The organism is Luteimonas sp. R10, assembly GCF_045689605.1.
Classification (GTDB): domain Bacteria; phylum Pseudomonadota; class Gammaproteobacteria; order Xanthomonadales; family Xanthomonadaceae; genus Luteimonas.
Genome location: NZ_CP141262.1, coordinates 4,130,720 through 4,152,442 on the forward strand (window position 1 = coordinate 4,130,720; position 21,723 = coordinate 4,152,442).

Annotated in this window: 13 protein-coding genes; 2 read left to right on the plus strand and 11 right to left on the minus strand. The window is 60.4% G+C overall.

What is annotated here, in order from left to right; translation table 11 throughout:
* The first annotated feature begins 2 nt into the window (after positions 1 to 2).
* Positions 3 to 1,196, plus strand: coding sequence for a non-hydrolyzing UDP-N-acetylglucosamine 2-epimerase (gene wecB / locus U3649_RS18060; protein WP_407352673.1), 1,194 nt, complete (start codon positions 3 to 5; stop codon positions 1,194 to 1,196).
* Between the two features lie 207 nt (positions 1,197 to 1,403).
* Positions 1,404 to 3,503, plus strand: coding sequence for an ArnT family glycosyltransferase (locus U3649_RS18065; protein ID WP_407352674.1), 2,100 nt, complete (start codon positions 1,404 to 1,406; stop codon positions 3,501 to 3,503).
* 209 nt (positions 3,504 to 3,712) lie between these two features.
* On the opposite strand, the gene U3649_RS18070 is transcribed toward U3649_RS18065, so the two are convergent.
* The 11 genes from U3649_RS18070 to U3649_RS18120 form a co-directional block, all read right to left on the minus strand.
* Positions 3,713 to 4,342, minus strand: a complete 630-nt coding sequence (locus U3649_RS18070) for a class I SAM-dependent methyltransferase (RefSeq protein ID WP_407352675.1) — start codon at positions 4,340 to 4,342, stop codon at positions 3,713 to 3,715.
* Between the two features lie 25 nt (positions 4,343 to 4,367).
* Positions 4,368 to 5,054, minus strand: coding sequence for a hypothetical protein (locus U3649_RS18075; RefSeq protein WP_407352676.1), 687 nt, complete (start codon positions 5,052 to 5,054; stop codon positions 4,368 to 4,370).
* Between the two features lie 10 nt (positions 5,055 to 5,064).
* Positions 5,065 to 6,483 carry a hypothetical protein gene (locus U3649_RS18080; protein WP_407352677.1) on the minus strand — a complete coding sequence of 473 codons (1,419 nt, stop codon included), beginning with the start codon at positions 6,481 to 6,483 and terminating at the stop codon, positions 5,065 to 5,067.
* Positions 6,484 to 6,541: 58 nt separating this feature from the next.
* Positions 6,542 to 6,958 (minus strand): hypothetical protein, encoded by a 417-nt coding sequence (locus U3649_RS18085; RefSeq protein ID WP_407352678.1) that lies wholly within the window; start codon positions 6,956 to 6,958, stop codon positions 6,542 to 6,544.
* Between the two features lie 114 nt (positions 6,959 to 7,072).
* Positions 7,073 to 8,350 carry a nucleotide sugar dehydrogenase gene (locus U3649_RS18090; protein ID WP_407352679.1) on the minus strand — a complete coding sequence of 426 codons (1,278 nt, stop codon included), beginning with the start codon at positions 8,348 to 8,350 and terminating at the stop codon, positions 7,073 to 7,075.
* A 40-nt stretch (positions 8,351 to 8,390) separates the two neighbouring features.
* Complete coding sequence (locus U3649_RS18095) at positions 8,391 to 11,312, minus strand: acyltransferase family protein (protein ID WP_407352680.1); 2,922 nt, start codon at positions 11,310 to 11,312, stop codon at positions 8,391 to 8,393.
* Positions 11,309 to 16,402, minus strand: coding sequence for a glycosyltransferase (locus U3649_RS18100; protein WP_407352681.1), 5,094 nt, complete (start codon positions 16,400 to 16,402; stop codon positions 11,309 to 11,311). Before U3649_RS18100 ends, U3649_RS18095 begins: the two co-directional genes overlap by 4 nt.
* A 27-nt stretch (positions 16,403 to 16,429) precedes the next feature.
* Positions 16,430 to 17,863 (minus strand): class I SAM-dependent methyltransferase, encoded by a 1,434-nt coding sequence (locus U3649_RS18105; RefSeq protein WP_407352682.1) that lies wholly within the window; start codon positions 17,861 to 17,863, stop codon positions 16,430 to 16,432.
* A 13-nt stretch (positions 17,864 to 17,876) separates the two neighbouring features.
* The gene (locus U3649_RS18110) at positions 17,877 to 19,985 is read right to left on the minus strand and encodes a glycosyltransferase family 2 protein (protein ID WP_407352683.1); all 2,109 of its coding nucleotides are present in this window, start codon (positions 19,983 to 19,985) and stop codon (positions 17,877 to 17,879) included.
* Between the two features lie 117 nt (positions 19,986 to 20,102).
* Positions 20,103 to 20,915, minus strand: a complete 813-nt coding sequence (locus tag U3649_RS18115; protein WP_407352684.1) for an ABC transporter ATP-binding protein — start codon at positions 20,913 to 20,915, stop codon at positions 20,103 to 20,105.
* Between the two features lie 15 nt (positions 20,916 to 20,930).
* Positions 20,931 to 21,719 carry an ABC transporter permease gene (locus tag U3649_RS18120; protein ID WP_407352685.1) on the minus strand — a complete coding sequence of 263 codons (789 nt, stop codon included), beginning with the start codon at positions 21,717 to 21,719 and terminating at the stop codon, positions 20,931 to 20,933.
* Positions 21,720 to 21,723: the final 4 nt, after the last annotated feature.

A 21,723-nucleotide genomic window follows, 5' to 3' on the forward strand; every position in this document is an offset into this window, starting at 1 on the left:
GCATGCGCTTCCTGGCCGCGCGACGGCGACTCGCTCATGCGATCTTCGGAGCCAATGACGTGAAAGTGATGGTTGCTTTCGGTACTAGACCCGAAGCCATCAAGATGGCGCCCGTCGTGCGGGCACTCAAGGCAAACGGCGGTTTCTCTGTCGTCGTGGCCGTCACAGCCCAACACCGCGAGATGCTGGACCAGGCCCTTCGTGTGTTCGAGATCGTACCGGACTGCGACCTCGACCTCATGCAACCACGCCAGAGCCTGCCCGACTTGACTTCGCGGGTGATTCTAGGGGTTACCCGCGCAATCGATGCGCATGAACCAGACGCGCTGCTCGTTCATGGAGATACCACCACGACAATGGCCTCTGCATTGGCGGGCTTTTACTCCAAAGTGCCTGTCTGCCACGTCGAAGCCGGCCTTCGCAGTGGCAACATCGACGCACCCTGGCCGGAGGAGATGAACCGTCGGCTTTGCGCAACGCTTTGCAGGTTGCACTTTGCACCCACGCCCGCCGCACGCGCGAATCTGCTCAGGGAAGGAGTGGTCGAGTCTACGGTCTACGTGACCGGCAACACGGTTGTCGACGCACTTCTGCTCGTTGATCGAAAGCTAAAGACCGATCAAATCCTGAAAACCTCAATGAAGGCCATGTTCCCGTTTCTTGATTTCCGCAAGCGGATGCTGCTGGTCACTGCGCACCGGCGTGAGAACTTCGGCACGCGCTTCGAAGCAATTCTTTCTGCATTGGAGCGTCTATCTACACGGACGGATCTGCAGATCGTCTATCCGGTCCACCCGAACCCGTATATCTCCGGACCAGCGGAACGCGTGCTTTCCAAGAGCAAGAACATTCATCTTATACCGCCCCAGGATTATGTTCCTTTCGTCTACCTGATGCAGAGATCCCACCTGATCCTGACCGACTCCGGTGGCATTCAGGAAGAGGCGCCTTCACTGGGAAAGCCTGTACTGGTGATGCGTGACTCCACGGAACGTCCAGAGGCCGTGGCGGCCGGAACCGCAAGACTCGTCGGCGCCGAACTGCATCGCATCGTGGACGAAGTCGAGGCACTCCTGGACCAGCCCGATCTCTATAGCGCGATGTCGGAAGCTCGCAGTCCCTACGGAGATGGCGCGGCCGCTGCGTCCATCGTCGCGACCCTCGCGGCACGGCTTGCCGGTCGGCATAGCGGATAATCTTCGATACGGGGCCTACTGCTATAACTTTTCTTCGCTGGTCCGGCTGAGCTAGGCGGCGCACGAGCCCGAAAGGACTCTCCTGGACACATGGCTCACCAAGGAACTTTGGCTGAAATGACATCACTATCTGGCCACTCTCGCTGCGCTGTGGCATGGACTGCAAGGGCGGCACTTTCATCGGCCCTGATTCTACTCGCCGCGGGCGTGGCGCTGGGCATACTGGGCACCTATCGATACGCCAGCGGATTCGAACTTCCGGCTTCCTATGGAACCACAGGAGGGCTGGCTGCGTTGCTGATCACCAGCTTCACGATCGGGATATTTTTGTGTTGCTGGTATCTCGCACAACGTCGTGCTCCGCTCAATCCGAGCTGGTACGTCTTGGGACTGGTTCTGGGAGGTGCAGCGCTCCATCTCCTGTTGATCGGCGTGGTGAAGCCGCAATGGGGGACCGATCACCTGCGCTACTGGGAATATGCGCAAAAGCTGGTCGAACAGGGGCAGTACGGCGGCTTCGACCGACCCTACTACGCCAGAAGTCAATTTATTCCCTACCCCATCATCAAGCTGTTCGGGCCCGACGCCACCTTTGCTCTGAAGCTCGCAAACGTGGCGCTGCTCGGCGCCATACAGATTGGGCTTTACGACATCCTGCGAAGGCTTAGGGGCCACCAAGTCGCGCAGGCCGGTAGCCTGCTGTTTCTTGCCGCTCCTCTCCCTGCGTACTCGGCGATGATCCCCAGCCACGATCTGTGGGGGCTGTTCTTTCTGACCATGTCGATCTGGGCCTTTGCATGCGCACTAGGCGCCGCCACCAAGGAGAAGCCGGCGCGCCTACTATGGGTTTCCATTGCAATCGCCTCGGGCCTGCTCGCTTACATTGCCGAGGTGCAGAGAACAGTGGGCATGGTGCTCTGCGCGTCGATATTGGCGGCAAGCGTTCTGACCTGGCTGGTCGTCGCGGTACGGCAATCCAAAACTGGCCGGCGGATGGCGATCCGAACGCTCACCGTTGCCTTGATCTGTGTCGGATCCTACCTCGCGGCCAGCGCGCTCGACGAAAGGATCAAGCTTCGTTCGGACGATCGTCCCGTATTGATGAACATGAAGTTCTCCGCAAATGCGGGTGGCATGGGTAATGGCAAGAGCGATTGGTTCGCGCGGTTCAAGCGACGATTTTCCAATGGGTACTCCACTCCTGATCGAACTGCCGACTTGGTAAAAGCCAGTGGCCTATCGAGCTGGGCACTGGAGCCCGCCGACCGCGGCGCGGCGCTCGCCGCTCATGCCGAGCGTCTCTTCAGCTTGACGTACCCGAGGGATTGGAATTGGCTACTGCGCAACCCCAATGGAATCTCGGGCTTGACCCGGGAGGCGCTCGTCTTCTATTGCGACGCCTATGGCCTCCTGTTCGGTCTGTTGCTGCTGCTCGGCACACTGAAGCTAGCGATCGACAGGCGTTCACCTCCTGTGATCCTGGCTTCCGGGGCGATACTCATCGTCGCGCTCGCGCTGCCGCTCCTGCTGGTGTTCGAGAACAAGCCGTACAACATCTTCCCGATCTGGCTGGTTGGTTCGTTCATCATCAGCTGCTTTCTCGCTAGGCGGCTTGCCCAGTCCAGCGACGGCAACGCCGTGCAGCTCAAGCTCCCGAATCCGGCGATCGGCGGAGCGATGCTCCTGGTCGTTGCAGGGGTCGCGATCCACTACGCGATCAAGACTACGTATACCGTGTCCGACGGGCGCATACTAGCGGAGTGGTCCTTCAGGGCGCACCAGCGGATCTCGGCTACAGACCTTTCCTGGCAGCAAAAGCTTCTGGACGCAAGACCCGAGGCTTTCGACGTCGATGCGCTGAAGACGACGAGGTTGGACGACATGTATATGCGAACCGCACCTGAGGACGGCGACAGGATAAGGAGGTATGCCGGACATGTGGTGACGAGAATGGAGTTCCCAGAAAGATACAGCCGTGGCGACACTCTCGAGCTCTTCACCACGGTCTGCACTTCGGATTCAGGAAGGAAGCAGCTCGAGTTCTTTGCCTATTCGCCGAACGCAATCCCCGACGAAAATCCAAGGTTGCTCATGGATGTTGCGGTGAACGGGCGCGACTCCAACGATTTCAGCGTCCCTTTTACGGGTAAGGATTTTCAGCGTTTCGTACTTCAAAAAGGCCTTTCCGACAACGCTTGCCACGAGATTTCGTTCCGCCTCCGCGCAACCGCGGACGCCCGCGACGACCTTGCCCCATTCGTCGAAATCTGGATGCCCAGGCTCATATATGCTTCACCGGACGCTTGATCGTGCATCCTTCACTGAAAACTGCTGTACGCGTCGATCACCGGGCTGTTGCGCTCGACCGGCACCGGTTCAGGGACACCAGCACGACTTTCGTGCGACCTAGGCTGCTTCCGGCCAATTTCGCGGCCAACACAGCCCCTGCGGCGACGGCCAACCTGTAACTCGCATAGCGCCAGGTCACTGCGGACCAGCCGATTTCCCGCGTCGTATCACTTGATCGCCACGAGCAAAGGCCGCTTGTTGTTGGCAGGCCTGACGTCATCGTCGCAGAAACCGAGGTATTCGATGCTCGCGAATCCAAGGTCCGAGAACTGATTTCCGGCGCCCTGGATATCGCAGCCTCCATTCCCCTCGAACACCAGCCTTTCAGCTGTTACGTCGGCCAGCAGCCGGAACAGGTGATCTGGCTCAAGAACGTGGGCTTCGATTGCGAGTGCCATAACGACATCGAACCGACCAAGCTCAGCGGCATCCAGCTTGTCAACATCTCCCTGCTTGAACTCGAGCATCTCCAGACCGGCGATGGCCGCGATCTCATTGGAGAGATCTACCTTGTCCTGGTCGAACTCGATCCCCACGCCTCTGCGGATTCCAAAATTCGAGGCCTGGAGGAGCATCGCGCCTGCGTTCGACCCCAGGTCCAGTACGCTCCTACCCTGCAGGGCACCACGATTGAGACCGAATTTGCTCAATCGCGAGGCCGCATCGCGTTGGGCGACGGATCTCGGCACCTCGAAATTAGGAACACTGAAAGCGCAATAGGCCACGTTCTCAGTCCGTAGCTGATGGCGTCCTTCCTTCTTTCTGAAGCTCTTCGAAGCATCGAGCAACCGCGACATCAAGCCATTATCCGGGGACGCCATCTCAAATAACTCCTAGCTGCGAAGCGAACTGTTGCGAAACCTGCCCTGGATGGGCGCTCGTATCGATCTCGATGACGCGTACCCCGCGACTGCTCAATACCGTTGCTGCGGCATCGCACACTTTCAAGGATGCGCCTATCACCTGACGCATCCTGCCCTCGTCTTGTCCGAAGTAACAATTCGGCAAGTGCTCGCGCAATAACGCCCGCTGGACGATGGTTTCGACGTCGGCACGCACGATGCAAGCAATGTCGGGCACTGGGACCAGGTGGAAGTACTCGCTTGCATCCCGGGCCAGGTCGGCCGAAAGCGGCAAGAGGCTTATCGACCGATGCAGCAGAAGTTCATCGTGGATGCAGAGCGTGTCGGAGTCCATGCTTCTGAGCGCAAAACTAGCCTCACATGACTTCCGGAGGATCGTCAGCGCGGCGACCTTTTGCGAAGGGAGCATACTGGAGGCTGTCACGATGCGAAAGCACGTATCGATGAACGCCCTAGGGACGAACTCATCCAGAGCCAGCCTCATTCTCTCCTTTGCGGAGAAACAACATAGATTTTCTGCCGCAATTTTATCGAGTGACGCCGGCCCCAACCATTCCATGTCTGGCCGAGTTGCGAGTACCGGCTTCAAGCTCTGGAGGACGGTTGTCTTCCCCACGCCCGAGGGACCAAGCAGTTCGACCCTCATGGTGAAGCACTCATGAAACGGAGCCGATATCGGCGAGAGTCGGATCGTAGCGCCGCGTCAAGCCCAGCAGCAGCTCCGAACCAATCCTTTCCTTGCGCTGCAGGCCGAAGGCTGCGGCAAACAGGGCCCGGCTGTTGAAACCTGCCATCGAGCGGACAACAGGATCCATCTCGCAGAGCATCGTCGCACCCCAAACGCCCATCCGTTGCTCCCAATAGAAGACATCCAGCGCGTCGACATCGTGGAAGTCGACCTCAAACTCTGTCCTTTCGATGTAGAGTTCGAAGCTCCGGATCACGAAGCGATGGAACGACCTCGACGGGTTGGGCACCCGCCGGGTGAGGTATAGCCGGGCTAGGGCCTCCGGTGTCCGCTCGGGTAGCTCGAGATTGTGGCGGTTGTAGAAGCCGCGCAGGATCTCCCCTCCATAGCCCCGCAGAAACACGTCTCCGGAACCGACGACCGCGGACATGTTGGCCGTCAGTGCCGACGGCCCCCTGGAGTATCCGGTGGCTGCGTCCGTGGCGGCCCTCAATGCGGGGTCCCTTCCCCAAGCGGTGCCGCGGCCGACGTCGACGAACGCATGCGGCGCCTTGAGGTGGTCGATCATTCTTTCCACGGCCGGCCGCTCCTCGGAAGGAAGCCTCCCGCCTCCCCATGTGAGAAACCGGCCGTCCACGCCGCAAGCGCGAAGCCCCGCAATCAAAGCGCGACTGTCCACCCCGCCCGTAAGGCCCAGCACAGTGCGGTACCGTTCACGGAGAAACCCGGCCAGATGGCTGAAGTACTCGTCGCACATGCCGAAGAATGCTGCCAGCTCGGTAGCGCCCACGCCCTCCCGCGGCCAGTAGCGGACACTCCGGCAACGGCGCAGATCGAGGTAGTGATTGGGCACCAGCGCGACGATATCGCGGTACATCGATCGATCGCCAGGCAGATAACTGGTCCCGCGCTGCCTGTACTCGGGACTGTCGCGGAACGCAACTGCGTCCGGATCGATCGCGTCTCCGAAGGCGGCGGCAACCAGAGCTGGGTGCGAACCAGCGCCAATGCGCCCGTCCGCACGATAGTAGACCGAACGCGAGCCGAACGGATCATGGTAGAGCCGGCACTCTCCGTTGCTATGGCTCGCCAGAACGACGAAGCGGCCGGACAGCCCGTCCAATGCTTCCAGCCGCCCGCCGAGCACGCGCTCAAGCAAGTCGTCCACGCTTTCTCCGCCACGAGACAGATGGATGTCTCCCAGGATCCAGGCACTGCCACATGCTCCTTCGTACTTCCGGGCCGGAACATCCGGATGAGAGAACGCAACCACGCCATCGAAGAGATGGCGATTCCAATGCGCCGGAACGACGTCAGCCGGTTCGCTTCCGGCTGGGACGACGAGGAATCCGAACCGGTATGGTTCGACCTGTACGGATGTGGTCACGTAAGCTCCGTGATGACCGGACGCCCACTCTCGTGGCCGAGTCCGGGGTCGTCAGCCGCTAGTGTGCAACGGATGAATCGATCACCGTGAAGTAGACCGAGGCGGTGGCGTTCTCTTCTCGCAGCTTCGGCCCGCTCTCGCCGTCACGCACGAGGGCGGCCACCGGCTGTGTCCCTTGCCTGGTAAATTTCAGCCTGATTCCCCCATATTCCTCTCGCTCCCATGCCTCGCTGTAACCGGCTTCCACCAGTGCCTGGCGGACCTGTTCGACGACAGCGGACACATCGCCGCCCATCACCTCGTAATACACCTGCCGCTGGTTGCGATTGGACTTGCTGGTCTTCCTGATTCGATCGTAGCGTTGGACGCTGGCGAACGGGAAAGCGACGGCATTCCCGTCGAAAACAACATCCGCCTCCTGCATGGCCACCGCCTCGGACCCGGCCTCGCCGACAAGCTCGACCTGCTCGGCCACCTCTGCGGGAGCTCCAGGATCCTGGTTACCGCAGGCAGCCAGAGCAAAGCAAAGGGCGGCAGACAACAATCGATACCGCATTACGATCACCTCAACGCTTGTATGGGGAAGGACCTACAGGCGGAATGTTCGGCCGTCGGTAGGCAGGCAACCTTTGACGTCAAACACGATGCCCTTGGGCTTCAACAGTGAATGGATATCGAGCGTGGCCTCCGGCCCGACGAACTGCTTGTGCGCCACCGCCAGAAGCACCGCATCGTACAGGGCCGGCTCCGGCGCCGCGGACAACTCTATGCCGTATTCGTGGCGTGCCTCGTCCGGATCGACCCATGGGTCGTAAACCTCGATCCGCGCGTTGGTGTCGGCCAAGTCCTGCAGCACGTCCACAATCTTGGTGTTGCGCACGTCTGGGCAATTCTCCTTGAATGCCAGTCCGAGGACCAGAATGCGCCCTCCCACGACGTTCACGCCCGCTTTAGCCATCAGGCGCAGTACCCGGTTCGCCACATGCGGGCCCATCTCGTCGTTGATCCGGCGTGCCGCCAGTATCAGCTCGGGGTTATAGCCCAGCATCGTCGCCTTGTGGGCCAGATAGTACGGATCCACGCCTATGCAATGGCCACCAACCAGACCGGGCACGAACTTCATGAAGTTCCATTTTGTGCCCGCCGCCGCAAGCACCTCATGAGTGTCGATGCCGATGCGGTGGAAGATTCTCGCCAGCTCATTCATCAGTGCGATATTCACGTCGCGCTGCGTGTTCTCGATCACCTTGGCCGCCTCGGCCACCCGGATTGAGCTGGCCTTGTGGGTACCCGCGGTGATCACCGCCCTGTAGAGCTGATCCACGAACTCTGCCACCTCGGGCGTCGAACCGGACGTCACCTTGACGATCTTGGTAACCGTGCGCTCCTTGTCGCCAGGATTGATGCGCTCAGGGCTGTAGCCGCAGAAGAAGTCCGCATTGAACTTCAATCCCGATGCCCGCTCGAGTACCGGCACGCAGACTTCCTCGGTGACCCCCGGATACACCGTGGATTCATAGATCACGACATCGCCCTTCTTCAGCACGCTGCCGATGGCCGCGCTGGACTTGAGCAGCGGGTCGAAGTCGGGTCGGCGCGCCGCATCGATGGGCGTGGGCACCGTGATGATGAAGACGTTGCACTGGTGCAAGCTCTCGAGCTGGTCGGTGTAGTGCAGCCCGTCGGCCTTCTTCAGGTCTTCACCCGACACTTCCAGCGTCCGATCCACGCCCTTGGTTAGTTCATTGATGCGTGTGACGTTGATATCGAATCCGACGACAGGCATTTTGCGGCCGAAGGCTACAGCCAACGGCAGACCGACGTATCCGAGGCCAACGATTGCGAGGCGAGCGTTCGCAAGTTCCATTTATAGGTCCCAAAATGACGATGAAAGACAAGAGGCGCCGTTACTGCTCTCGCAGAGCCGACTCGATTGCTGGCTGAAGCTCCGGCGCCAGAGTTCGAACAAAGCCGGCGGCCAGATGGTGCTTGTCGCGCCAGATGACCCGGTCGCCGACCATGGCCGGGCAATCGCCCTCCCGACAGATCTTCTCATTGAGGTTAATGAGCTGGATCTCCGGCGCCGCCATAACGGCCGCCAAGACTGAATCCGGGCTCGATGTTGCGTTTTCGAGCGGCGTGTTGCACGCCCCTGGCTGATAGCGGGGAGAGCTCAGGCAATCCGGGACATCCTTCTTCATCCAAGGCGTATCGGCGATGACTATCACTTCCATTCCCTCCGACTCCAACTCTCGCCAACGCTGATGAAGCCCTTGGGCCAACGCCGCCTGGCTCTCCGCGGTGTTGCTCGTTCCGAAAGCACGGTGCCCCCGCGACTGGCTGGTAACAACGACAGCCGGTCGAAGTTCGGCGAGCTTTAACATGAGATTTCCATTCCACTCCGTGCACGATGAATACTCGCGCCCGCCGACCTGAACGACGGCTTCAGAGAACGCGCAGGCTGACTTCGTGAAACTATAAAGCGCCCAGCCCTTGCTGTCTGCGATCTCCTGCAGCGCCGGCAGCCATTGCCCGGCATGCGAATCGCCCGCCAACACGATGCGGATTTCGGAATCCTTGTCGCCGTACACGCAGTAGGACGGCTCCACATCCCTTTGGTTTACATGGCAGCCATCTGCATACAGATCTGGATTGTCGCGCCTGGCTGCCATCGCTCTTTGCGGGAGGTCAGTTGGCGCGGGAATAAATTCCAGCTTCGGCGAATTCACCTTGCCAACAACCCCTAAAGCGTCCAGCTGCGTTGCAAAGGCAGGCGCGAGCGTTTGCGCGTAGGTTGCGGTGAGGTGCGCAGAGCCGCGGTAAACCACCACGTTGCCAACCACTGCATCGCACTGTTTCGGCGTGCATATCGCGTCCGTCAAGTCGACCAGAGGGACCTCGCCGATCGTGCGAGCCGCATAGATCATGGGATCATGCCGCGGGAGAGCGCGATCGCGAACTCGGCTGCAGGATTCGATTCGCGTCGCATCCTTGCACTCGCCACCGATGGTGGGAGTACTTCTGATAAAGGCGACGGGGATTCCCGCATCATCGAGCTTCCTGTAGAAAGTTTCCAGCCCAGCAGCGAGTGCCTTCGCCCTAGTCTCACCGCCGCTTTTTTCCAGCACTTTGGACGAAGGGGATTGGGCCACCAGCACCAAATCAGGCTTGATCTCGATCAAGCGACGCGTCATGCCGTCCCGCCACACAACGCAGCTTGAGAAGAGCTTCCCTTCCTGATCCGCCGGATCCACGTCGCCCAATGCACACCCGGTCTTGGCCATCACCTTGAGGCCCCACTTGTTCACCCTTGCCACCTCGGTCAAGGCGGGTTGCCACTGGACTGCATACGTATCGCCTACCAGCGCGACCTGTATTCCACCTTCCGCATCACCATATTCACAGACCTTGAGCGCCTTGCTGCTGCCACGACTCATACATCGCTGGAGGTATGGCTGCGCCAAGTCATCCCGGGCAAATTCCGGAGCCGGCAGAAGAGGTCCTGCGGCAGGAGACACACCTGCGACCAGGGTCGCGGCGCCAGGATTGGCAACTGCAACTGGGTCGTTCGGCTGCGCGGCAGCATCCGACGCCGTCGCGACGCTCTCGGTGGAACTCCAGACTCGGGGCGCCGACCACCCGGCAATAAGACTGACAACGATGCAAACGGCTGCTAGGCCGAACGGTTTGATCGAATACCTGTTGGCATCCTTCGGGCGATGCCGGAAGTGATCCTCCACAAGCATCTTGGTTTGATGCGCCAGCGCGCAGGAGACAGCGAAGATGGCGATGCCATCCACCAGGCCCGGTTCTCGGCCGGAGATCTCTTGGTATACGACGATAACGGGCCAGTGCCACAGGTACAGTGAATAAGAAATATCGCCGAAATACTGAAACGGCCCGGTGCGCAGCAGGCTGTAAGCGCTGACGCGGCGCACCGAGTCACGCGCCATGAGTACCAGCGCGGCACCCGCAACCGGTAGGGCGGCCGCATAGCCAGGGAAATGCGTCGCAGAGCTATATGCAAAGGCGGCACATCCGATCATCGCGACGCCTACAATGCCGAGCACATCGCGCGCCCGCTGATCCAGCCGACGCCAGCGCGTGGTGACAGCCAGCAGACCGCCGACGCCCAGCTCCCAGGCGCGCGTTACGGTCGAAAAATAAGCCATTCCGGGGTCGTTCGAGGTCAGCCATACCGAGTACAGCAACGACAATGCAGTCACGACCGCGACCAACCCAGTGAACAGCCGGGCCGGACGCGAGCGCCAGACGGCTGGCAACAGACCCATCATCAGCAGTAGCAATGGCCAGACGATGTAGTACTGCTCCTCCACCGAGAGCGACCAGAAATGCATGACCGGGCTGGATGCCGCCTCGGCGGCGAGATAGTCCACAGCTTGGCTCGCCAACCACCAGTTCTGGACGTAAAGCGTGCTGGCAATGATCCCGGTAGCCGCGCCCTCCCATCGGGTCTGTGGCAGCAGCGGCATCAGGAATGCGACCACCACCAGCACCAGTGCCGCAGCGGGCAGCAACCGGCGAATGCGGCGAGCATAGAATTCGCGAACCGCAATGCGTCCGGTCGTCTGGAAATCCTTGAACAGGATCCCGGTAATCAGATAGCCGGAAATGACGAAGAAGACATCCACGCCAACGTACCCGCCCGGAAGCAGCTGCGGCCAAATGTGGTACACGAGCACAATGAGCACAGCGATCGCGCGAAGGCCTTGAATCTCTGGCCTGAAACCTGTGCCCGCAAGACCGGAAGCCTCGGCACGCAAGGGGCCACGCGCGGGTGTGGCGGAGTCGGCGGCAGTCTCGGTCATGCTGCCCCCAATAATCCGTTGATACGGGCGACGTACGATTCGTGGCTGAACTGGCGATGGACATAGTCCATGCCCCGCTCGCTCAACACCTGATAGCGAGCCGGGTCCGCATGGATCGACCTGACCAGCGACGCGACCTCGCGAGGCTGGCAGTAGAGAGCGCCCTCCCCGAATACGGGAAGGAACTTTTCCGGGAGGATCACGACGCATCCACTGCTGATCGCCTCCAGAACCGAGCGTCCAAACGCCTCGACGATCTCGTCGCTATCGAAATAGACGAAGAAATCGATCGACGCCAGAAACGCTTTGACATCCATAGCCCCGTATGGTGTGAGCGTCCAGTTTCCAGGAATCGGAGCTTTTCCAAGTATCTCCGGACAGGCGCTCAAACCACCCATGATACGCACGTCGATATCGGAGTCTGCGGGATACGCTTCAAGTAACTGGTCACGCCCGCCAGGGAACTTCAGACGGTTGTCCCTTGAATAGCGTCCAATCACAGGACGTGTACCATGCAGCCTTCTATCCTTTACGCGCCATTCCTCCATCTTCAGAATACCTGGCATGTCCCGGCCATCCATCATGTGCAGCGGAATCAGAGGTGCCAAAGCGCCTCGTACCTGAGGACCTTGCGGAACCCAAACGGGATCGTGTCCAAACATCGCCCTGGCGTTGCGAAGGCAATCGAAGACATTATATCGGACATCGGAGCCATCCAGTTCGCTCGGCGCTTGATTTGCAACGATCAAAGAACGGTCGATCGTCCACCGAAGTGGCGGCGAAGTAGAGAATTGCAGGATAGGCGGATATCGAAGAATAGCGAGCCTAACGGAAACGTCTTCATCTGCCAGCACCTGCTCAACCACCCCCTCATTGATCAGTGACCGCACCGCTGGACAGAGTGGCAACCTACTGGTGGTCATGAAACGGAACGCCTCCATGTGGGATACCGCCAAGCGAAAGCCTCGCGCGTGCAGCGCCCTGATCTCTTCGATCATGGATTTTTGCGGACCTCCATACTGGCGCCAATCTCCAATGAATACCACGTCATAGGTTGGCGGCGATGTGGGAGGCGTGATCCAAAATCTGCGAGGAGCCGGGAATGACCTTGGGTGCTCTTCTACAGAGCGGTATGGGGAGGCCTTGCCGGAGCGAATCTCCTCATGCCAGACGTCGTAGGCTTCACGATAAGCAGTACGAGCCTCATGCCGCCATCCCGGCTTGAATTCAGAGCGCGATAACGAGCCAGCCTCAATCCGCACCAGTGCCAACGGCATCTTGGGGTTCAGCTCAACAATCGGATAATTGAAAGACGCCGCAATCCTGAGAGCGTATTCAGTGTCGGCGGCCTTTCTGACGGTATCGAAGAAACCAATTTTTTCAACCACCTCCTCTCGCCGAAACATGAGCGACGAGGCATTGGATTGGATTGCGGGGCTTCCGGGATTGGCGAGGATCATTTCAGGCGACACTCTAACGCTGGCGCTCCTTGTCGCTTTCACTTTCGGGTCCTCGATCATCGGCTTGACCTGCAGCTCGATACGTCGTGGATGGCTGTAATCGTCGGCATCTTGGAAGGTAACGAACTCGCCCGCGGCCTCGATCAAGGCTGTGTTTCGCGCGGCATACGTCCCCTTGTTGACCGGATGATTTATTATCCGAACGCGCGAATCCAATGAAGCGCAGCGCGCCAGAATATCGGAGTACTCATCTGGCGAAGCATCGTTTATGACGATCACCTCGAGGTGCCGCCAAGTCTGCGAAAGGATGGAACGAACCGACGAGAGAAGTGTTTGCGTCGGCTTCCAGGCGGACACTACAACGGTCACTAGCGGTCCCGATACCGTGCCAGCCATGGAAGGATCGAACTCGACTCGATCAAATAACGCGCAGCCAGGGTCGACGTCCCCTCTCAATTGCATCCGTTCCAGCTCCCAAGGCGCGAAAAGGCCATTGATCTGACACAGCCACTCCTTCTCCGATCCTGCCGAGATGGCTGGATGCGCGAGATCGATCAGCACTTCGCGCTTGTCCTTTTCGGCCATGGGAACGCCTCGAGCCAAATAGCATGCAAGCCCCGCACGCCCGAGCACAATCGCTGTGTCAATGAAGAATCGGCCATACTTGCGCGGGATCGCTGAATGTCCATGCAGACCCACAATCGCCTCCATCAACGAAAGGCCGTTCATTCGATCATCAGGCAATAGGTTCTGCGCGATGAGAATCCGCGCAAGCCGGATCCCCCAAGTGGCGTTCAAGATGGCGAATGTCCCGAGAGCTTCAGCACGTCGGGCGGGCGCCCGATAGGATTCACAAGCACGGGCTATGTTCTGGAAGCTCGTTCGACCGGACGACGTTACCCACGCCATCAATTCACGGCCATCGATCGATCCTGTTCGAAGGATCGTGGCATCTAGGCGCTCTGCATCCACTGTCCTGAGCGCGCGCCTTACGTAATCTCGGGTCACTGCGACATATGGCGGATCGATACTACCGATATCGGTGTTCGAGACGGTTTCCGCCGTAGCCGGCTTGCAATGATCCTTGGAAGTTGCACCAAAAAGACCTACTGAACAGGCAGCCTGAACGAACGTCCGCGCTGCGGTCGGAAAATCGGCCAGCTTCTGGGGGTTGGCCGACAAGGTCGAAACGACCTCGAACACATCCCCGGCATCGCAACCAATCACGGCCCCGCCATAAAACTTGGTGTGTTCTTTCGAAGCAACCAGCACACACCCACTGGCCAAAGCCTGCAGGGCCAACCGGGGTGGGGTCAGCTTACGCCCGTCCATGTTGAAATGGACATAAAAGTCGCAACCGCTGAGGAATACTTCAGGGTCGGTATCCTCCGGAACGAAGGTCCAGCTGGCCGGCGCCGGACGATTCCCCAGCACTTTGCGGCAGAGGGCTTCACCGCCGAGAAACCGGACCGGAGTCCGGCCGCTGTTGGGATAGGCAGCCAACAGGGCTTCGACCGTGCACGGAAGATCGGCCGACCGGGCGCCCAGCAGAATGCGACCGATTATCGGACGCCTGCCCTCGAAGGCGCGCTGCGGTGCGCGCCAACTACGAGCATGCACGAGAACCGGATAGCCCGGCCCGAATCGGCTGTCGGCCGGAAGGCTGTCCCGAAGCTCCGAGCCTACTTCGTCGTCGGCGCGCCACTGCACCTGCGCGCCGAAGGCGTCGCGCAGGTTGCGCTGACAGGCAACTGGATCGAACCAGACACGCCGATCCGGCTGGCGCACGGCATCCTCCGCGATGACCACAACCTTACGCGGCCGGAGTGCAAAGCCGCGGGGCTCGAGGAACATAGCCGCATCCGGATGCCTGACCACGAGCGTTTCGACGGGAATATCGTCCGTGGGCAACACTTCCCCGACACGTTCCTCTTGGAGAAGCCTGGAGAAGGCGGGCCAGTAGACGTCAATGGGCTCGATGCTGATGTCGCGGAAAGAACGCAAGTGCATCAGGCCCACGCGAAGCCCCGCATCGAGAGCCAGGTTGACCTCATCCAGAAGGGTGCGCAGTCGTGATCGGTCCATGCGCGCCCGCAGGTCGTCGGCAAACACCACATCAAAGGCGTCGGCAACCTCTCCGGCGCCCGTGCTCATCCGGAAGGGACGAGGCAGCGGAAAACGCCTGAAATCCTCCCCTTCCCCGATCCTGAGCTGCTTGGCGTCAGTCACTGTCGAGTGCCAGTATTCATAGCCGCGTCGATACGCGAAGCGCGCCGGATGCCGCCACCCCGGCCTGAACTCGGCGTTCGACAGGGAACCGCGGGAGAGGCGGATCATCGCGAGGTTCTGCTCTAGCACCTTGTGGCTGCGCTCACCGAAAACGGCTTGGATGCGAAGCATGAACTCAGTATCGCCAGCTTTTCGCGTCGCATCGTAGAAGCCCACGGCATCCAGCACCGGCTGTCGACGGAACATCAGAGAAGATGCATTCTCGCGGCGCGGCATCGTCCCCGGGCTACCGAACATCAGCGACGGGTCGCACCGCAGCGCATGACTGGTCGTCGCCACCAATCGCTGATTCTTCATCAGCTCGGTCGCTTGGAGTTCGATACGTCGTGGGTGACTCCAGTCGTCGGAATCCTGCCCCGTGACGAAGTCGCCGCGCGCCTGCCGAAGCCCGGCATTCCGCGCGAGATACGTCCCCCCGTTTAACGGCAGGCGGACCAAACGAATCCGCGGATCAAGCGCCTCTACCTCATGAAGCATGGCTGCAAATCTGTCAGGGGAAGCATCGTCCACGACGATGATTTCCAGGTTGCGCCACGACTGCGACAACAGCGAGCTGATAGCCGTTCGCAACCCAATGTCCGGCTGCCATGTGGTCAAAATCACCGACACGAGCGGCCCATCGACGATATCCCCCGCCGGAGTGCAGGTCAGTCGATCGAACGGTTCGCTATCGGTCTCGGCTCCAAGGGTGGGAGCCTCCACATCCGACGTGAGAAAGAGCGAGCCGAAGTACCCGGACCACTGGTCGGCGTCAGCGAATGGAGAAGGGCCGAGCGGGTTGGCGAGGTCGGCCTGCATGATCGCAAGATCCAGGCGCTTCAGTCTGAGTTCAGAAGTCAGTCGCCGGGCAAGAACGTACTCCTCGCTCGAGAATGCCAGATTTTGGTATAGACGCCCACGGTCGCGGTTGAATACCGCAACGCCAGCATTGGCATGAACCCAGCGCATGATGGTGAGCGCTTGCCTCGTGTCCGATGCGGCATGCCCCTGAAGCGCCAACACCCTGGCAAGCCTGAGCAGCCTCACAGGCTCGACCGCCGCTCCGGCCAGGATGGACATCGTCTGAAGATTCGTCCCACGGTGCTCCACGTGCGCCAGGACGTCGGCCAGGCGCATGCGCCCGTGCGTGGCCCATAAGGCCATCAGTTCAACGCCACGTCGCGAAGATGTGCGCAACAGAAGCCGATCGAGCATCCGATCGTCAGGGTACTCGTTCACAAGCTCAAGATAGGTGCGAAGTGCCTCCGCGTACAGTCCCTTCCTTCTAGCCAGACGCTGATAGTCTCCGACGGGGTGATCCTCGAGCTTTGGCAAATTCATCGGCAATGCAATCCCGGCCATTCGGTGTCGTTTGCGAACGTCCGAACCTCAGTCCGTATTCCGCCACTCGATCTGAAGCATCCGTTCTCCCCACGGTGCGGCGACGCCGATCGCGGAGAACTCCTTCTGCCACAGCTCCAGCGCCTGTCGTTCCTCGGGTCTGTGCATGTCGTCCAGCACCACGGTCGCGTGCGCGGACAGAGCCCCGGCCAACAGCGGCAAAGCTGGATAGCGCGCCATCTTGCCCGTCGCCTTTGGCGGTCCGTCGACCAGAAGAAGGTCGATGTCGCGCAGATCGGCCCATGCAGCCCGCGCATACCACCGGAACACTCCTCCAGACAGCTCGAACTCTTCGAGTGGTGCTGCACGAACCTCCGCCACGTGATTCAGACGATGCCTCTGGAGGTCTCGCCGGGTCGCCTCGGCGTACTCTTCCAGATGCTCGAGCGCGATCAGCCGGCCGCCCACTTTCTCGAGTGCATACGCGAGCAGGACCGTCGACGCGCCGCTCCCGCATTCCAATACCGATGCTGGCTTTACCCGCTCCACGAACTCGAGCATCTGAGCGAGCGAGATCGGTTCGATCGACCATCCGCTCATCGCCGGTGCGGCAGCACGAAGCTCCAGCCGACGGTCGATCGAAGCCATCGAATTGAAGTCGTTCAGCACCGCGAACCTCAGGTGTCCGCCGACAATCTCCTGTTCAATATGGCGTACGGGCTTGACCAACTCATCATGCAGCGACCCGATCCGATCGCCGAGCTCGATGCTGGACCCCGAGCCCAGTTCCTGCAGCTTGTCCAGCTGCCCCCCCATGTCCTTGGAAATGGCGTGAAGTGCTTCCTTCATCCCAGTGCGCACCGAAAGGCTCTCGCTTTCCAGGCTCCGCTGCAGATTACCGAGCTTCCCCAGCGCATCGCGATGGTCTCGCTCCAGCTCGGAACGCATCTGGCCGATGCGATCGGTCAGGCGGGTTTCCACCTGCTTATGCACACTGTCCAGATTGGCCACCCGCATCTCCACCACCTGGATCAATGCATCGAGCTTTTCGACACGCTGGGACAGAAGCTGCTGCCGGTCGGCAAGGTCTTGGGACCGCGTTGCAGCCGACTCGTTGTTTTCGGCGATTTCCCGGAACGCACTGAGGACGAGAGGCCTAAGATCTTGGATGCTGGCCTGCTTAAGCATGGTTTCGCACCGCGCCTGCACGTGGGACATCTGTTCCAGCCGCTGCCTCGTCCAATCTATCCCTGCGGCGGACTGCGCAAAGCCCGCCATGTGATGACCAACGCGCCTGTAGGTGCCTACCGCAACCATGGCCACCACGATAGCCACGAGAAATATCGAAACCGACAGCAGGAACGTATCGAGCATGTATACAGCGACGAGCGCCGCGGCCAGCGCCAGTGCACCAAGCACGACGGCGACGACGCGCTTGACGGTTAGCGCGGGCATTCGGTCGAATTTGCCGAGCAGCTTCATGATTGAGTCGCCTTCATTGATAAGCGATAGACACCACGTCCGCGCGCGCGCCAACTGCTTGCGCGCGATCGCGTACCTCGCGCTCATCCATCGCCCATGTATGGAAACCAGCATGAGCGCTGCGGTAGCGGACGAAGTTGAAGCCATCCAACGCCAACACCCCGACACCCGACTCGTAACAGCGCCTTATGAAATCCGAATCCGATCCCCCTCGGCGGCGTTCGGAAAACTGAATCTGCTCGAAGACCTCTCGCCGTCCGGTGATCGTCCCGCCGGCCACCAGCGCGCTGGAAGACTCGTCCGGAGCATGCCAAAGATGCGCGTGCTCGGCCCACACCGGATCCCAGAAGAGTTCGTCGGTCCGCTCTAGATAAGCGAACATCGGGGGCTTCCCAGCCACGTCGAAATCCACATAGCGCCGTGCCAGCATGATGTCGTACAGATAGTGGGGCCCATAGAGATCGTCATCGTCCATTTTGGTCCAGTAGGCCGCATCGGTCATCGAAATAGCCGCGTTCAGGCATGCGCCCAAGCTATGCAGACGCGGCATCGAGAAGATGCGGACCGCCTCTCCCGAGCGCACCAAGCTACGGGCCGCGGCCAGATCGTGCTGCCCATGGAGCACTACGATCAGTTCTCGGTTCGGATACAGCTCCGCTCGAAAGCGCTGAAGGCATGCTTCAAGGAGCTGAGGTCGCATGGTAACCAAGATCATGGCCACGGAGGGACATGATGGCGCTCGGCCTCGAGACAGGCCCAGGTCGCGGGCGACGGTTTCGAGCCGATCGACGAGACAGTGCCCGGAAAGCAGCTCGCGGCGAATCCGGTGAACGATCTCCATCCTAGCGAGAGTATCGCCAAGTATCGACGCGACGAACTGCGACTGGGGCTGCCCACCTCCGCTCCTCGCGACTCCCTGGCGGCCGAGGCCGTCCTGCCCGCAATCGACGACCACGCTGCCGCAAGCGGCGGTCCGCAACATGGCCTGTTGCCTGCGCCACCCGGCTCGTAGACTTCCATCGGCAAAGAGTTCCAGTGCCCCAAGCCTGTCGAGGGCGCCCTTTGCGATCGGATCCACGCATCCTATCGTGCGGTCCAAGGACGCCTGGTGATCGCGAAGCCGCAGCCCCCCAAATTCCCATTCGCTCTCGCAGATGCGAAGATGAGGAGCGATTGACAGCAGCTGAGACAGCTCGACGCTCCCCCCAGCAACGTCCCACCACCCGTCGTAGAGTACTTGGGCCGGGAGCCGTGAACCCGCGCTCTGAAGCAGGCTAGAGCGCACTGGATTGTGTAGCACGGGCTGGATGCAGGGTGAAAGCAAGCCGCACTTGGCCGGGTGGTCCCGCATCAGATGCGCCAGTACTTCCTCGTCGATGGCGTAGACTTGGTCAGCGAGTTCACCGAGCCACGCGAACCAACGATAGCTCGCCTCGTCTTCCCTGAACCAGACGACCACTGGAAGCCCGATGCGCCTGCAATGCTCGATCAGCTGGCGAACGCTGTCTGTTCCGCGATGGTCGCACAGCAGCGCCGACCGCCAGCCACTCCTTCCGGCGTGCCAGACCGTCTCCACAAGCAGATAGTCCCACTCTCCATGCCGTAGGGCCTGGCGCCAGTCCGCCTCCCCGACCCGCAGCACGTGCGCGTCGAAGCGAAGTTCGGCGTCCAGTTCGTCACTGCCGAGAAAGGCGATCCTCGCTGCATCGCTCCTGAGCTGGCGCGCGGAAGCCAGCGCCAGGATGGGGGCCATCGCCATGTCCGCATCCACCAATTGGTAGACGTCATTGCGATCCTCGGGAGGCGAGTCATGGAACCGCCTGATTTCCGGCGGCACCAGCGACGTACGCGAAGATCCGGAAGCATAGGATTCCGCGCTGCGCTGCGCCACTTCACCGGTAAGCGCGCGCTTGAGCATGCGAATGGGGCGGGTCACGCGCCACGAAGTGCTGTTGCGCAGCGCTTCGATTTCGCCGATCGCGGCGTCCAGCGCTAGCTGCAGTGCGTGCAGTTGCCCCCGGAGATGTCCCACCATGCCTTGGTCAAGGGCGCTCTGCCGGCCAGTCTCGTTGCCGGCCTCCCCAGATGGGGAAGCGGGCTTCCAGTCACTTTTGGAACTCATGGATCAACTTCCAGAAGCGGCCGATCAAAGCCATTGCCAGACCGGCATGAGCAGAGTTTGCCATCGCGGCGCGGGTCGTGGCCTGCAGAGACCGCGATCGATCGTCGGCGATCCCACTTATGCACCGGCGCCAGCCCGTACCTTCTTGCGTTCCGGCGTCACGGCATTCGGCTGCCTGGACGCCGGACGGGCGGTAAAAGCCGAGTACTCGCGCATCGCCTCTTCCAAGGGGCCGTAATGCAGAATGCGCCCCTGCTCGAGGACCAGGCCCTTGTTGCACAGGCGCTTCGTCAGTGTCTGATTGTGGCTGGCGACGACCACGATCTTGCTGCCGTTGATCCGGCTCGACAGCCGCTCGCGGGCCTTCTTGACGAATTGCACGTCTCCGGCGCCGAACCACTCATCCAGCAGCATGATGTCGTGCTGAATCGAAGTCGATATCGCGAAACCAAGTCGCATCCTCTGTCCGGACGACAGGGTATGCAGTCGTCGATTCGCGACTTGCTCCAATTCAGCGAACTCGAGTATCGAACCCACCATATCTCGGACCTTCGATGCGGAAATCCCCATGGCCGTCGCACGCAGGTAGATGTTCTCGTGCAAAGTGCCCTCTGGGTTGAATCCAAGGCTTAGATTCAACAGCGCCTGGCGAGTACCCGAAACCTGAAGCTCCCCACGAGTCGGCTGGAATGCACCGGTCAGGATGCGAAGCAGGGTGGTCTTCCCCGCCCCGTTTCGCCCAATGAGCGCCACCCGGTCGCCCTCCTCAACATCGAAAGCGACCTCGTCGAGGAGCGTGGCGAACCGACGCTTCGGAACAGCGGTTGCAGCGCCGAAAAGAGTGCCTAACCACGACCGCCCCTGCTTCTCCGGCTGAATGTAGTACGGCACTTCAAGACCGATGTTGCGCGCGCGAATGTATGCGGTCATGCAGATCAGTCCCGTTCAAATCCAGAGGGGCACGAAGCGCGCATAGCGCCTGTAGAGGACGACGGCCAGCAACCAGCCAACGAGCATCATGATTCCGATGTAGGCCAAGGACGCGACTTCGACTTCCTGGCCCAGAAGGGGGGCGCGCACCACGTTGATCAGGTGATAGCCTGGATTAGCGTGCACTGCCCACCAGCCTATCGAGCCGAATGGAAACCGTTCGCCAACCCACAAGATGGGCGTGAGCAGCATCCCGAACCGAAGCGCTGTATTGATCATCTCCCCTGCGTCAGCGTGCCTGGCTCCGACCAAGGCCATGCATGTCGACCACCACAGCATATTGGCAACGATAAGCGGGAAAGTGAGGAGCATGGTGAACATGCTCGCTGCACTGGTATCGGGAGACCAGGCCAATGCGCCAAATATGACTACCAGGGAACAGACGAAGTAGAAGAACGCTTTGGACAACGAACGCAGCACGAAATCCGAGAGCCGTATCCGCCCGTCCATGATGAACGACTTATGGCTTCGCAGGATCGAGGCGGATTCGTTGGTGCATTGCACCATGAAACGCCACACCACGTATCCCACTGCTAAATAGGGAATATAGAAATGGGGGTCATGCCCCATGATGCGCGAGTAGATGCTGCCGATGGCTGCAACGAACACGGCGACCGGAACCACGATCCAGATCAACCCAAGTCGTGTGCGCCGATACTTGGTGACGATATCCAGCCAGCTGGAGTACGCCCAGAATTCCGGGAATCGCGTGCTGTCCCGAAGGTGCGTAAGGAATGAACTCATCTAC